The following is a 14,398-nucleotide window of genomic DNA, read 5'->3' as shown; positions in this document are numbered from 1 at the left end:
CAATGATCAAAGCTTGGATGGAAATCATCAGCAACAGGCCAATTGCGAAAAACATTTATAAAATGGAATTAAAAGGAGAGCTCGTTCAACGCATTACTCGTCCGGGACAATTTGTTCAAATAAAAGTGGATGACAGTTTTGATCTGTTATTAAGAAGACCGATCAGCATTGCCGAATACAATGCCGAAAAAAACACGATGACATTAATTTATCGGGCAGAAGGCGCCGGAACGAAAAGATTGTCCAGAAAAAAAGCAAGTGAGCTTGTCGATGTTTTCGGACCGCTCGGAAACGGTTTTCCGGTTGAAGAAACGAAGGAAAAAGCATTGCTTGTCGGTGGCGGCATTGGCGTTCCCCCTCTTTATGAATTGTCGAAGCAGCTTGTTCAAAATGGAGTGGAAGTTGTCCATGTATTAGGATTTTCAACAAAAGCGGCGGTGTTTTACGAACAAGAGTTTAAGGAGCTGGGCGAAACGTTTGTGGCAACAGTTGACGGCACATTCGGCGCAAAAGGAACCGTTATGGATATCATCAATGAACAACGCTTCACATTTGAAACGCTCTATACATGCGGACCAACTCCAATGTTAAAAGCGATAGAAGAAGCATTTCCGCATAAAAAAGTGTTTTTGTCCCTGGAAGAAAGAATGGGCTGCGGAATCGGCGCTTGCTTTGCCTGTGTCCGCCGTACGAAAACCGATGCAAATGATTCGGGCTATAAGAAAATCTGTACCGACGGGCCTGTTTTTCGAATCGGGGAGGTGATGTTGGAATGTTAACTGTTAAGCTTCCTGGTCTTGAGTTAAAAAATCCGATCATGCCCGCATCAGGATGCTTCGGCTTTGGCCGCGAATTTGCCAAGCTGTACGATTTATCCAAGCTTGGAGCGATCATGATCAAAGCAACAACGCTTGAGCCTAGATTCGGAAATCCAACACCAAGGGTGGCGGAAACGCCGTCGGGAATGCTCAATGCCATCGGGTTGCAAAATCCCGGATTAAAAAAAGTGATGGAGGAAGAGCTTCCTTGGCTTTCTCAATTTGATGTTCCGATCATTGCGAACATTGCCGGCTCGACTGTTGAAGAATATGTGGAAGTGGCAAAAGAAATCAGTAAAGCGCCTAACGTAAAAGCACTTGAACTGAACATTTCTTGTCCGAATGTTAAACAAGGGGGGATCATGTTCGGAACAGTTCCTGAAGTAGCCGGACATTTAACAGAAGCTGTGAAAAACGTTTCTTCAGTACCGGTTTATGTCAAGCTTTCTCCAAATGTAACTGACATTGTCGCCATGGCAAAAGCGGTGGAAAAAGCGGGAGCAGACGGAATTACGATGATCAACACGCTCCTCGGCATGCGGATCGATGTGAAAACAGGCCGGTCGATTATTGCTAATGGAACAGGCGGGCTTTCTGGACCTGCTGTCAAGCCGATTGCCGTTCGTATGATCTATCAGGTTTCCCAAAGTGTAGAAATCCCGGTCATTGGCATGGGAGGAATTATGAATGTCGATGATTGCATAGAATTTTTGCAGGCAGGAGCAAAGGCAGTCGCAATTGGTACAGCGAATTTTGTCAATCCTTACGTCTGTGTTGAACTTATTGATGCGTTGCCGAATCGGCTGAAAGAATTAGGCTTTGATCATGTGAATGAATGTGTCGGAAGGAGCTGGAAAGATGAAAAATCGTCCTCTAATTCTTGCCCTTGATTTTGATACGAGAGAAAAAGCATTGCAGTTTGTGCAAATATTTGAGGAGCCTTTATTTGTTAAAGTGGGGATGGAACTTTTTTATCAAGAAGGCCCTTCTATCATTGAAGAATTACAGCGAAGCGGTCATCAAATATTTCTTGATTTGAAGCTGCATGATATACCAAATACCGTGAAACAAACGATGAAAGGACTTGCCAAGCTCGGAGTCGATTTGATCACTATTCACGCTGCGGGAGGTAGAGACATGATGGAAGCAGCGATAGAAGGGCTGGAGGCGGGAGCTCAGAGCGGAAATAAGCGTCCAGATGTTGTCGCTGTCACCCAGCTGACAAGCACTTCCAGCGAGATGCTAAAACATGAACTTCTCATTGAAAAGCCGTTGCTTGAGACGGTTTTACATTATGCGGAAAATGCAAAAAAAAGCGGGATGAGCGGTGTTGTTTGTTCTGTCCATGAAGTAAGCGAAATAAGAAAAACGTGCGGTCCATCTTTTCTGACTGTTACGCCTGGAATTCGTTTAGCAAAAGATAGAGCACAGGATCAAGTCCGCATTGCGACGCCAAAATTTGCAAAGGAACAAGGCGCATCAGCCATTGTTGTCGGCAGGACAATTACAAAGGCAGAGGATCCTGTTGCAGCCTACAATGAAGTAAAAAAAGAATGGGAGGGTAAGGTGGAATGAAAAAGGAAATCGCCAAACATTTGCTAGAAATTGAAGCAGTTACTCTCAGACCAAATGAACCGTTTACGTGGGCAAGCGGAATAAAATCGCCCATTTATTGCGACAATCGTTTGACTCTATCGTATCCGAAGCTCCGCAAAATCATTTACAAAGGACTAGTTCAACTAATCAGTGAGCATTTTTCCGATGCTGAATTAATTGCTGGAACTGCGACAGCCGGTATTCCCCATGCGGCATTAGTTGCTGAAGAGTTGGGATTGCCGATGTGTTATGTGCGCAGCACACCGAAAAAGCATGGGAAGGGAAACCAAATAGAAGGAAAAGTGAGGGAAGGACAAAAAGCGGTTGTAATCGAAGACTTGATTTCAACAGGGGCAAGCTCCTTAAAAGCTGTTGAAGCACTAAGAAATGCTGGCTGTCAAGTACTAGGTGTCGCCGCCATTTTCACCTACGGTCTTCCTCAAGGAAAGCAAAATTTTGCCAATGCTGGCATTCCTGCGATCGCATTAAGCGATTATGACACTTTAATCCAAGTGGCTTTGGAAGAACAAATGATTTCGAAAGAAGATCTCGACCGCTTGTCATTATGGCGAAAAAATCCTGAAAACGACAGTTGGCTCGAAAAAGTTTAACCTCCCTTTCATAAAATATTTAATTCCAATCAAAAAACTCGGGTTGACTTTTAGGAAAATTATGATAAAATTTGAAAGCATATAGCACGTTCTTGAAAGGAACACTGTGAATCTGCTAACCTAGTTTTTAAGTACAAAATATCATTTGTACAAATGAAAGAAATAAAAAGCTGTCTCAATAAACCGCTGACTAGACGACTAGAGGCGGTTTTCAATCCTTTTATTGAACGAGCTCTATTCCTTTTCTAATAAGGGGGAAAGGCGAATGCTTACGTACGAAACCTGGGCGGAACCTGATCTCGTGTTTGATGAGACATCGGACACAAAAGGTGCCCTAGAGGTGTTGGAATGGGCATATTCAACATATAAAGATGATATTGTGTATTCGTGCAGCTTTGGGATTGAAGGGATTGTACTCATTGATTTAATATCAAAGGTCAATCCGACCGCACGGATTGTCTTTTTGGATACAGGGCTGCATTTTAAAGAAACCTATGATTGCATAGAAAAAGTAAAAAATCGATACCCAGATTTAAATATAGAATTGAAAAAACCAGAGATCACATTAGAAGAGCAAAAAGAGCAATATGGGGATAAGCTTTGGGAGAGAGATCCGAATCTTTGCTGCCACATCCGGAAAGTGATTCCTTTAAGGGAGACACTTGAACCTGTAAAAGCATGGATTTCAGGATTGAGAAGAGAACAATCGCCGACAAGAAAACATATAAACTATATTAATAAAGATGAGAAATTCCAAAAGGTAAAAATTTGCCCTCTCATCCACTGGACATGGAAGGAAGTTTGGCGATATGTTTATAAACATGATTTGCCTTATATCGTCTTACATGATCAAGGTTATCCTTCCATTGGCTGCCAGCCTTGCACTCAGCCAGCCATTAACATGGATGATCTGCGTTCTGGAAGATGGGTCGGCCATCAAAAGCTTGAATGCGGATTACATGAGAGTACAAGTGTGACAAAATAAAGGAAGCCTTATCTGTTTTTATAACCATTAGAGGAAGCGGTGCGGCGGCAGCGGGTGCTGCCTGTCGTACAGGAGCGGTAAAAACATATCGCTTTTTCCTCCATTCGGACTGCTGGAAATGTTCTCTGTTCAATGGTCGGTGGAGGTGAAGGTGCCTAAACCGTCTGCTTCGGCTTCATCGATAGTTGATTCAATCATTTTATCTTTGGTGTTTGTTCAATCAAAATATGAATATCACTTACAAGTGAAGTGATAGTTTGATCTACAGCAGGCCTTTTTCCGCATATAATGCTTTATAAAAACTCGTCATAAAAAAATAAAGTTTTGAAGACTCGTTTCATGAAATGATTCTTTTTACTCGTTTTTGATGATGGCGTATCGCAACGATTAAGATTTATTTATCGGCTCAGGCTAAAATTTTTTTCAATAAAAGCCTAGTAAATAAATATGAATATAGGAATATATGGCATAACAAGGAGGAGATCAAATGGGGATTGCACCGCATGGAGGAATATTAATCAACCGCTATAATCCAGAATACGATTATTCCCATATTCAAGAAGCCATTGAATTGGATAATATCGGGCTCTCTGACTTAGAGTTAATCGGTATTGGAGCATTTAGTCCATTAACGGGTTTTTTAACTAAAAAAGATTATGATAGTGTTGTCGAAAACATGCGTCTTGCCAATGGTATAGTTTGGAGCATTCCAATTACACTTCCTGTTGAAGAAGAACAAGCTGATCGCATCGACATTGGAGATGAAGTTAAGCTGACATTTAACGGAGAAGTATACGGTGTGATCAAAGTGGAAGATAAATATAAGCCGGATAAACAAAAAGAAGCGGAATATGTTTATCGGACAAAAGATGAAGAGCACCCAGGAGTTGCTAAATTGTATGAGCGTCCACCTGTCTATCTTGGCGGGGATGTCGTGTTAGTAAAGAAAACGGAAAAGCCGTTTCCAAACGAAACATTTGAACCAGCGGAATCTCGAGCCGCTTTTGAACGTTTCGGCTGGAATACAGTCGTAGGGTTTCAAACGAGAAATCCTGTTCACCGGGCGCATGAATACATTCAAAAAACAGCTCTTGAAACCGTAGACGGATTATTTCTGCAGCCGCTGGTCGGCGAAACAAAAAAGGATGATATTCCTGCAGATATTCGCATGGAAAGCTATCGAGTCCTGTTAGAAAATTACTATCCAAAAGATCGTGTTCTGTTAGGAATTTTTCCAGCCGCCATGCGCTATGCCGGACCGAGGGAAGCGATATTCCATGCTATGGTCCGAAAAAATTATGGGTGTACGCATTTCATCGTTGGAAGAGACCATGCAGGGGTTGGAAATTACTATGGAACATATGATGCGCAAAAAATCTTTTCCAACTTTACAAAAGAGGAATTAGATATTACGCCGCTGTTTTTTGAACACAGCTTTTATTGCAAAAAATGCGACGGCATGGCCTCCCATAAAACATGTCCGCATTCCGATGACGACCGTGTCATTTTATCAGGCACAAAAGTAAGGGAAAAACTGCGAAACGGCGAGCCGCTGCCAAACACTTTCAGCCGTCCGGAAGTTGTTGAAGTGCTCGTAAAAGGACTGCGCCAAGAAGAATTGCAAAAATGAGGTGGAATAAACGTGACAAGTAAAAATATTGTTTGGCATCACCATTCCGTCACAAAAGAAGAGCGGAGGAAAAAGTTGGGGCATCACAGCTTTGTTCTATGGTTTACCGGATTGTCTGGTTCCGGCAAATCAACGTTAGCCAATGCATTAAACCAAAAACTGTTCAATGAAAATATTTCGTCTTACGTATTAGATGGGGACAACGTTCGCCATGGGTTGAACAAAGATTTAGGCTTTTCGGAATTGGACCGAAAAGAAAACATTCGGCGCATTGGAGAAGTTGCAAAATTATTTGTAGACAGCGGTCAAGTTGTTTTGACAGCCTTTATTTCTCCATATAAAGAAGATCGGGAGTTAGTAAGAAATTTGCTCGAGCATGATGAGTTCATTGAAATATATGTTAAATGCTCATTATCAGAATGTGAAAAACGAGATCCGAAAGGGCTGTACAAAAAAGCGAGAAACGGTGAAATAAAACATTTTACAGGTATCGACGATCCATATGAAGAGCCTGAAAATCCTGAAATCATTGTTCATTCTGAGGAATGGTCAGTAGAAGAAAGTGTTGAACATATTTTTCAATATTTAAAAAATCGAAAGTTCCTATAATTTTAAACATTGGGGGAGTTGCAATGGCACATGAAAAAGTATGGGCAAACAATGAAAATTTAAATAAGTTTGAATTAAAAAAGCTTGAAAAAGACGGATTGGATATTTTGGAAGAAATCGACACCTTTGCGAAAAACGGCTTTGCTTCCATTCCGGAAGAAGATTGGGATTTGCTCAAATGGGCGGGGCTGTATCTTCAACGGCCTAAAAAAGACGGTTATTTTATGATGCGGATCAAAGTACCGACGGGAATATTAAACTATGAACAAGTCGTTGCACTCGCAGGGATCTGCAGAGATTTTGGCCGGGACCTATTTGATATTACAACTCGTCAAGCCATCCAATTCCATTGGCTGGAAATCGAGAACATTCCGGAAATATTTAGACGCTTGGATGAAGTCGGTCTAACAACGGTAGGCGCCTGTGGCGACATCGCCCGCAACGTGATTGGAAATCCTCTTGCGGGCATTGACCCGGAGGAGCTTTTGGACACAGAGCCGATTGTGCGAGAAATTCATCAATTTTTCCATAAAAATAGAGATTTTTCCAATTTGCCAAGAAAATATAAAATTTCGATTAGTGCAAGCTACTACAATTCCGGACATGCCGAAATCAATGATTTAGCTTTCATACCAGCTACAAAAGAGATTGATGGAAAGCTTGTGAAAGGCTTTCATGTAAAGGTCGGTGGCGGACTATCATCAAAACCGCATTTGGCCCAACCATTGAACATTTTCGTAACCCCGGATAAAGTGAAGGATGTTGCCATTGCGGTCACAACCATCTTCCGTGATTACGGCTATCGTGAGAAAAGACACCGCGCCCGTCTAAAATTTTTAGTTGCCGATTGGGGTGTAGAAAAATTCCAAGAAAAACTGCTTGAACTGACAGGTCCGCTTCCGGAGAGAGGAAACGATGAAACAAAAGGCTGGAATGCAGGATATTTTTACGGCGTTCATCCGCAAAAGCAAAAAGGCTTGAATTACATTGGCTTTAATGTTCCGCTCGGAAGACTTTATTCCGAGGAAGTGCTGGAGATCGCCAGAATTTCCAAAAAATACGGAAATGGACAAATCCGAACTTGCAATACACAAAATATTGTGATTCCGAACGTTCCGGATGATCAAGTTGAAGCTTTGCTGGCAGAAGAAATTTTTCAAAAGGGCAGAATTACCATCAAGCCGAAATCATTCATTGGTTATGCCGTTTCCTGCACTGGAACGGAATTTTGCAACCTTGCGCTTGTTGAAACGAAACAGCGGATGAAAACAATTGTCGAATATTTGGATCAAGAATTAGAATTGGATGTACCTGTTCGAATGCACATCACAGGCTGCCCGAATTCATGCGGTCAGCGGCAAATCGCGGACATCGGTCTGCAAGGCGTTTTGATGAGAACAAAAGATAAAAAAATGGTCGATGCCTACGAAATTCATGTTGGCGGAACGCTTCTTGACGGCGGCCGATTTAATGAAAAATTGAAAGGAAAAATTGAGGCAGAGAAGCTTCATTTAGTGTTGAAAGATTTTCTGCAATATTTCAAAGAAACGAAGCTGGCCGGCGAAACCTTTTTAGAATATTATGATCGCGTCGGCATTGAACCTTTGCAGGCGAAGCTCGATGAGATTTTGGAACCTCTCGGAGCTTAAATGGGGTGTCAGCATGTATTTATATCGCTTTCTTGTTAAAACGAAGGAGAAGGAAATTCCAGTTATCATCGCGGCCGAAAATGATTTGAAAGCATTCGAGCAAGTAGATGTGGAGCTTGAAAAATTTTATTTAAAGGTTCTTGACATTGAAGATATTACGTTGTACGAAAAGAAAAAAATACGAAAAAGTGCAGGGTTTGTGATTGATGAAAGCGACGTGACGCTCTGTACGTAGTGGGGGAGATCAGCGTGGGAAAAGTTTATATTGTCGGAGCAGGCCCAGGGGATCCAGAGTTAATCACAATAAAAGCGATGAAGGCGATTCAGAAGGCGGATGTGATTTTATATGACAGGCTTGTCAACAAAGAGCTCCTTGCTTATGCAAAAAAAGAAGCGGATCTCATTTATTGCGGCAAATTGCCAAATTACCATACGATGCGCCAAGAGACGATCAATAAGTTTTTAGTGAAGTATGCCCAAGCAGGCAAAATCGTAACTCGGCTTAAAGGAGGCGACCCCTATCTGTTTGGCAGAGGGGGAGAGGAAGCGGAAGTATTGGTTCAAAAACGAATTCCTTTTGAAGTGATCCCCGGGGTTACGGCTGCTTCCGCCGCTTCCGCTTATGCTGGCATCCCGCTTACGCATCGCAGCATCAGCGCTTCTTGTGCGTTTATTACCGGGCATAGAGCAGGGGACCGGAAAACAAAAGAGGAAACGATTCATTTGATGAAGGCGGCGGACACCGTTGCCGTCTATATGGGTGTGAAAAATATTCCGGAAATCCAAGACATGATGGTCCGAAGCGGGAAGGATCCCAATACACCTGTTGCCTTTATTGAATGGGCAACTACGGAAGAACAGCGCACAGTAACGACAAACGTGAAGGAAATGGCGAAATCGGCAAAAGAAAATTGTATTTCTAATCCATGCATGATCATTATCGGCGAAGTCGTTCGTTTTCATGACCAGTTGAACTGGTTTGAGAAGCAGATGAGCAACATCGATTTTACAACAGGTGTTTCGTTATGAAAAAAGGGGTTCTGTATATCTTTCACGGCAGTCGGTTGCGAGATTCTAGAGAAGAGGCGATTCATTTTTTCAATGACGTGAAGGCGAGCCTGCCATACGAGATTCAAGAAATCTCTTTCCTTGAGCTTGCAAAGCCTACCATTGAGGAAGGATTTGCATCCTGTTTCGCAAAAGGAGCTGCTCATATTGCGGTAATCCCAGTGCTGTTATTAGCTGCCGGCCATGCCAAACAAGATATACCAGCTATTCTTTCGACATTGCAGACAAAGTATCCGGAAGCAATGATCTCCTATGGCATGCCTTTTGGCGTTGATGAATTGATGCTACAGGCGGTGGAAGACCGAATTAAACGCGTTTTGAATAGACCGAAAAAGTCTAGAATGATTTTGATCGGTCGAGGAAGCCGCGATGTGGAAATGCAGCAAGATTTTTTAAGGATTGGCCGCATGCTTGAAGAGCGATTGGAAGTACCGGTGACGTGCTGCTTTTTAACCGCAGCTTCTCCTCTTTTTCAAGATGTTGTTCAATCCGTTCCAAAAATGACGGAAGAAGAAATAATTTTTGTGCCTTATTTATTGTTTACAGGTCTATTGTTAAAAGGAGTTCAAAAGGAAATCGAGCAATTGAAAAAGGTAACGAATAAAAATATTATGTTAACTGATCATATCGGAAACCATTCGGCTGTAAAAGAACTGCTTCGCTTCAGAGTTGAAGAAGCGTTTGCAACAAGAGAAGAGAATAAATATTTGAAAAAGGAAACCGTGTTATGAATGGTTTCCTTTTTCTCTGTACTGAAATGAGGCGTACATAATTTTTCAAGATTAGAGCTAGTGAAGGCGACATTCCCGATGATCAACGTTGTTAATGGAGTAAGAGTTTCATAAAAGAAGCTTATAAAAGCAGAAGGAGAAGCAGAAAAAACGTCTATTGTTTTTTCAACTTCAGCACGAGCTCTTCATCAGGCGTCACATAGACCGTTTGCTGATTTTCATATATGACAAACCCAGGCTTGGCGCCATTCGGTTTTTTTACATAGCGCACTTTTGTATAATCGACAGGTACGGAGCTTGACTGACGCGCCTTGCTGAAATAAGCTGCAAGATTCGCTGCTTCTAAAATGGTCTGTTCAGATGGATCCTTTTTTCGGATCACAACATGGGAGCCGGGTATGTCCTTTGTATGAAGCCAAATATCGTCTCTAGCAGCAACCCGGTTTGTCAAGTATTCGTTTTGCTTGTTGTTTTTGCCGACTAATATTTCAACTCCGTCGCTGGACAGATAAGTTTCCAATACTGGTTTTACGTTTTTCTTCTTCGGGTGGTTCGCTCTTTTTTTCAAATATCCCCCTTCGATCAATTCTTCTCGAATTTCCTCTAAGTCTTTAGGGGAAGCCGTTTCAAGCTGTTGGAGAAGCCGGTCAAAATATTCGATTTCTTGTTCTGCTTTTTCGATTTGTGATTTGACAACTAAAACGGAATTTTTGGCTTTTTGATATTTTTGGAAATAACTTTGCGCATTTTCGGAAGGAGTTTTCAAAGGATCAAGCGGAATTTTGATCTTTTGTCCATCCTCGTCATAATAGTTGATCACTTCGACTTCTTTATCCCCTTTTTTCACAGCATGCATGTTCGCTGTCAATAGTTCGCCGTAAAGCTGCAGCGTATTTGCTTTTTCAGCCTCTTTGAGCGTGTGTTTTAACTTTTGGATTTTCGTTTCATTCTTTTTTCGCTCGTTGATGATGAAGCGTTCTAAATCCTGCCCTTGCTGCTTCACTCGATCGCGTTCCGCTTTCGAGTAAAAATATCGGTCTAGCAATTCGCTTATGGTAGAAAATGTTTTCCTTTCTCCTTTTACGTGCTCTAAAGGCAAAATATAAAAATATTCTTTATTTAAAGTTTTTGTCATTTGCGGAACAATGCTTCCGCTTTTTATTTGATTTAAAACGGACGTAAGCGTTCTGGCAACCGATTCCTTATTGGCGATTCCAGAGCGGTAGACGATTTCTTTTGCCAACAGAGGCGAGATGCCAGCAAATTGGTCGACAATTTGTTTTTCAAATTTTCCTGAAAACAGATCAATTTTTTTCAAAACCGTTTCTTCTGAAGCATGAAAAGGATTCAATTTGCCTTGGTCTGGAGGAAAAACATATGCGTGTCCGGGCAAAACAGAGCGATGGCGATTGACTGCAGCTGATACATGTTTGATGCTGTCAATGATCATCTTCTTTTCTTGATCGACTAAGATGATGTTGCTATGTTTTCCCATGATCTCGACAAATAATTGTTTCCTGGTGATATCCCCTAATTCATTGCGGGATCTCATTTGCAGCATGACGATTCGATCAAGTCCGACCTGGCTGATTTCCTCAATGATGCTTCCTTCCAAATGCTTTCTTAAAACCATACAGAACATCGGCGGTTCTTGCGGATTATCATAGTTGGAGGCTGTAAGATGAATGCGCGCAAAATTGGGATGATTGGATATAAGCAGACGATAATTTTTACCTTTCTGACGAATTTGCAAGATAAGATCGTGCTTAGAAGGCTGATGAATTTTTGTGATTTTTCCGCCTTCAAGCTCTTGTTTCAATTCTCTTTGAACACAATATGTAAAAATGCCGTCAAAAGACATATTTGCTCACCCTTTTTCCATGAAGTCCAAGAAAAAACTTACTAAATTATAACATGTTTTAGGACAAGGCTGAATATGTTGTTCTTAGAGCGTGTATCAAAAGGTGAAAAGGGGTGAAACAGAAATTCATGAAATGGCATGAATTGACAGAACAAGAAGCAATTCAATCATTGAATGTCGATATAAAAAAAGGATTATCAGAAAAAGAAGCAGAAAACCGCAGAAAAAAATTAGGATACAATGAGCTTGCAGAAGGAAAACGGCAATCAAATCTTTTGTTATTTTTCGGCCAGTTTAAAGATTTCATGGTTCTTGTTTTAATTGCGGCAACCGTCATTTCCGGCCTTTTAGGAGAGTATATTGATGCAGTTGCCATTATTGCGATTGTGATTTTGAACGGAGTTCTTGGATTTATTCAAGAGAAAAAGGCAGAGAAGTCTCTTGCTGCATTAAAAGAACTGTCAAGCCCGCAGACTACTGTATTGCGCAGCGGGAAGTGGGTGAAGATCCCTTCGAGAGAAATTGTCGTAGGGGACTGCATTAAATTTAAAAGCGGCGATCGAATCGGAGCTGATGTGCGTCTCATTCAGGTATCAAGCCTTGAAGTCGAGGAGTCGGCACTAACTGGCGAATCCGTCCCTGTTGGAAAACATACACGCCCATTAAAAGGGAATCAAGGATCCGTTGGCGATATGCAAAATATGGCCTTTATGGGCACGCTTGTAACAAGAGGAAGCGGAGTCGGCGTTGTCGTGGCTACAGGCATGAAAACGGCAATGGGGCAAATTGCAGATTTGCTGCAAACCCAGGAGCAGCAATTGACACCGATGCAGAGAAAATTAGAAGAGCTGGGCAAAGTTTTAATTGTTGTAGCTCTTCTCTTGACGGTATTAGTAGCAGGAATCGGAGTCATGCAAGGACATGCTGTTTATGAAATGTTTTTGGCGGGGGTCTCGCTGGCAGTGGCGGCGATTCCTGAAGGCTTGCCGGCGATTGTTACGGTTGCATTGGCATTGGGCGTCCAGCGGATGATCAAGAAAAATTCAATTGTCCGAAAGCTTCCAGCTGTTGAAACGCTCGGATGTGCAACCGTCATTTGTTCAGATAAAACAGGAACAATGACTCAAAACCAAATGACTGTGACAGACATTTGGATAAGCAATAAATCATGGAAGGTAACAGGTGCGGGCTATCAGCCTGCTGGGGAGTTTTTTGAAAACGGAAAAAAAATTGATCCGGCTGCTCATAAACCGTTGAAGCAAATGTTAATGTTTGGAATGCTTGCTTCAACATCTGATATTATTGAAACAAATGGAGAATATTCCCTTGATGGCGACCCGACGGAAGGTGCGTTGATCGTGGCTGGCATGAAAGCGGGGCTGTCAAAATCAAAATTATTGAAGCAATTTCATATTATGCGAGAATTTCCTTTTGACTCCGACCGAAAAATGATGTCCGTCATTGTTCAAGATAAAGACGGAAAATGCTTTGCAGTTGCAAAAGGAGCTCCAGATGTTATGTTAGAACGTTCGACACATGTTCTTTGGCACGATAGAAAAGAACGTTTAACGGAGCAGCGAAAAAATGACATTCAAAAGGCGATTTTTCATCAGGCAAACGAAGCATTAAGAACGATAGCAGTTGCATACAAACCGCTTCATACAGGATCTCTACCCCAAGCTGAAGCGGAATCTTCTCTTATTTTCATTGGCATACAAGGAATGATTGACCCGCCAAGACCAGAAGTGAAACAAGCGGTGAAGGAATGCGGTGAAGCAGGCATTAAAACTGTCATGATAACAGGCGATCATGTTATTACCGCACAAGCTATCGCAAAAGAACTAGAAATATTGCCGCCTAACGGTAAAGTAATGGACGGATCATCTTTGTCCAAGCTCACGATTGAAGAATTGGAAGAAGTAGTTGATGATATTTACGTATTTGCCAGAGTTTCTCCGGAGCATAAATTGAAAATTGTGAAAGCATTGCAAAACAAAGGACATATCGTTGCAATGACTGGAGACGGCGTAAATGATGCCCCGGCAATCAAAGCGGCAGACATAGGCATTTCGATGGGAATGAGCGGCACCGATGTGGCAAAAGAAGCTTCCTCTCTTATTCTCGTTGATGATAACTTTGCCACCATTAAAGCAGCGATTCAAGAAGGGCGCAATATTTATGACAATATCAGGAAATTTATTCGCTATTTATTAGCATCAAATGTAGGAGAGATACTAGTTATGTTATTTGCCATGATTTTAGCATTGCCACTGCCGCTTGTTCCGATTCAAATTTTGTGGGTGAATCTTGTAACAGATGGCCTGCCGGCTATGGCGCTTGGCCTTGATCCTGCAGAAGAAGATGTGTTAAAAAGAAAGCCTCGCGATCCGAAAGAAGGGATTTTTTCGAGAGGGCTTGGCTGGAAAATTTTATCTCGCGGGTTTTTAATCGGGCTGTCCACACTACTTGTCTTTTACTTCATTTATGAACGGAATACAGAACAGCTTGCCTACGCGCAAACAGCTGCTTTTGCAACACTTGTTTTGTCCCAATTGATTTTAGTGTTTGATTCAAGAACGGAAAAAACGATTTTTGACCGGAATCCTTTTAGCAACATTTATTTGCTGCTGGCAGTCTTTTCATCCATAATCTTAATGCTTGTTGTCATTTATTATGAGCCGCTTCAACCGATTTTCCATACAACGCCTATCATGGCTCGAGATTGGCTGTTTATTTTCGTCATGTCCGCTCTGCCGACATTTTTGCTGGCAGGATCAATTTTAACAAGAAAAAAACGATAAGTTATGTTATAATTTTTTCAGGTGATAGATGCTATTCTA

13 protein-coding genes are annotated in these 14,398 nt (G+C 41.8%); 12 read left to right on the top strand and 1 reads right to left on the bottom strand.

Features of this window, described 5'->3' with window-relative positions; translation table 11 throughout:
• The first annotated feature begins 2 nt into the window (after positions 1-2).
• From NSQ41_RS11355 to NSQ41_RS11305, 11 genes are all read left to right on the top strand, one after another.
• Positions 3-779, top strand: a complete 777-nt coding sequence (locus tag NSQ41_RS11355; RefSeq protein ID WP_063388469.1) for a dihydroorotate dehydrogenase electron transfer subunit — start codon at positions 3-5, stop codon at positions 777-779.
• Positions 773-1,708: a dihydroorotate dehydrogenase gene (locus NSQ41_RS11350; RefSeq protein WP_063388468.1), complete on the top strand. Its 936-nt coding sequence runs from the start codon at positions 773-775 to the stop codon at positions 1,706-1,708. Before NSQ41_RS11355 ends, NSQ41_RS11350 begins: the two co-directional genes overlap by 7 nt.
• Positions 1,677-2,393 (top strand): orotidine-5'-phosphate decarboxylase, encoded by a 717-nt coding sequence (gene pyrF, locus NSQ41_RS11345; RefSeq protein WP_339209963.1) that lies wholly within the window; start codon positions 1,677-1,679, stop codon positions 2,391-2,393. The genes NSQ41_RS11350 and pyrF overlap by 32 nt, the downstream gene beginning before the upstream one ends.
• On the top strand, positions 2,390-3,025 hold the full coding sequence (gene pyrE / locus NSQ41_RS11340) for an orotate phosphoribosyltransferase (protein WP_339196621.1): 636 nt from the start codon (positions 2,390-2,392) through the stop codon (positions 3,023-3,025). The genes pyrF and pyrE overlap by 4 nt, the downstream gene beginning before the upstream one ends.
• A 265-nt stretch (positions 3,026-3,290) precedes the next feature.
• A complete protein-coding gene (locus NSQ41_RS11335) occupies positions 3,291-4,010 on the top strand; it encodes a phosphoadenylyl-sulfate reductase (RefSeq protein ID WP_339209961.1) in 720 nt (239 codons plus the stop codon).
• A gap of 487 nt (positions 4,011-4,497) precedes the next feature.
• Positions 4,498-5,640, top strand: coding sequence for a sulfate adenylyltransferase (gene sat, locus NSQ41_RS11330; RefSeq protein WP_339209960.1), 1,143 nt, complete (start codon positions 4,498-4,500; stop codon positions 5,638-5,640).
• A 12-nt stretch (positions 5,641-5,652) separates the two neighbouring features.
• Positions 5,653-6,249: an adenylyl-sulfate kinase gene (cysC, locus tag NSQ41_RS11325; protein WP_339196612.1), complete on the top strand. Its 597-nt coding sequence runs from the start codon at positions 5,653-5,655 to the stop codon at positions 6,247-6,249.
• A gap of 23 nt (positions 6,250-6,272) precedes the next feature.
• The gene (locus NSQ41_RS11320) at positions 6,273-7,898 is read left to right on the top strand and encodes a ferredoxin--nitrite reductase (RefSeq protein ID WP_063388462.1); all 1,626 of its coding nucleotides are present in this window, start codon (positions 6,273-6,275) and stop codon (positions 7,896-7,898) included.
• Between the two features lie 13 nt (positions 7,899-7,911).
• On the top strand, positions 7,912-8,133 hold the full coding sequence (locus NSQ41_RS11315; RefSeq protein WP_339209959.1) for a DUF3906 family protein: 222 nt from the start codon (positions 7,912-7,914) through the stop codon (positions 8,131-8,133).
• 14 nt (positions 8,134-8,147) lie between these two features.
• A complete protein-coding gene (gene cobA, locus NSQ41_RS11310; RefSeq protein ID WP_339209957.1) occupies positions 8,148-8,927 on the top strand; it encodes a uroporphyrinogen-III C-methyltransferase in 780 nt (259 codons plus the stop codon).
• Positions 8,924-9,697 carry a sirohydrochlorin chelatase gene (locus NSQ41_RS11305; RefSeq protein ID WP_339196605.1) on the top strand — a complete coding sequence of 258 codons (774 nt, stop codon included), beginning with the start codon at positions 8,924-8,926 and terminating at the stop codon, positions 9,695-9,697. Before cobA ends, NSQ41_RS11305 begins: the two co-directional genes overlap by 4 nt.
• Positions 9,698-9,851: 154 nt before the next feature.
• Here NSQ41_RS11305 and NSQ41_RS11300 read toward each other — a convergent pair whose 3' ends face one another.
• On the bottom strand, positions 9,852-11,558 hold the full coding sequence (locus NSQ41_RS11300) for an NFACT RNA binding domain-containing protein (RefSeq protein ID WP_339196602.1): 1,707 nt from the start codon (positions 11,556-11,558) through the stop codon (positions 9,852-9,854).
• A 128-nt stretch (positions 11,559-11,686) separates the two neighbouring features.
• Between NSQ41_RS11300 and NSQ41_RS11295 the strand changes: the two genes are divergently transcribed.
• Positions 11,687-14,359, top strand: coding sequence for a calcium-translocating P-type ATPase, SERCA-type (locus NSQ41_RS11295; RefSeq protein ID WP_339211618.1), 2,673 nt, complete (start codon positions 11,687-11,689; stop codon positions 14,357-14,359).
• The last annotated feature ends 39 nt before the right edge of the window (positions 14,360-14,398 follow it).

This window comes from Aeribacillus sp. FSL K6-8210 (assembly GCF_037963925.1).
Lineage (GTDB): Bacteria > Bacillota > Bacilli > Bacillales > Aeribacillaceae > Aeribacillus > Aeribacillus composti.
The sequence above is the reverse complement of the archived record's forward strand: the minus strand, read 5'-3'. Positions and strand labels throughout refer to the sequence as shown.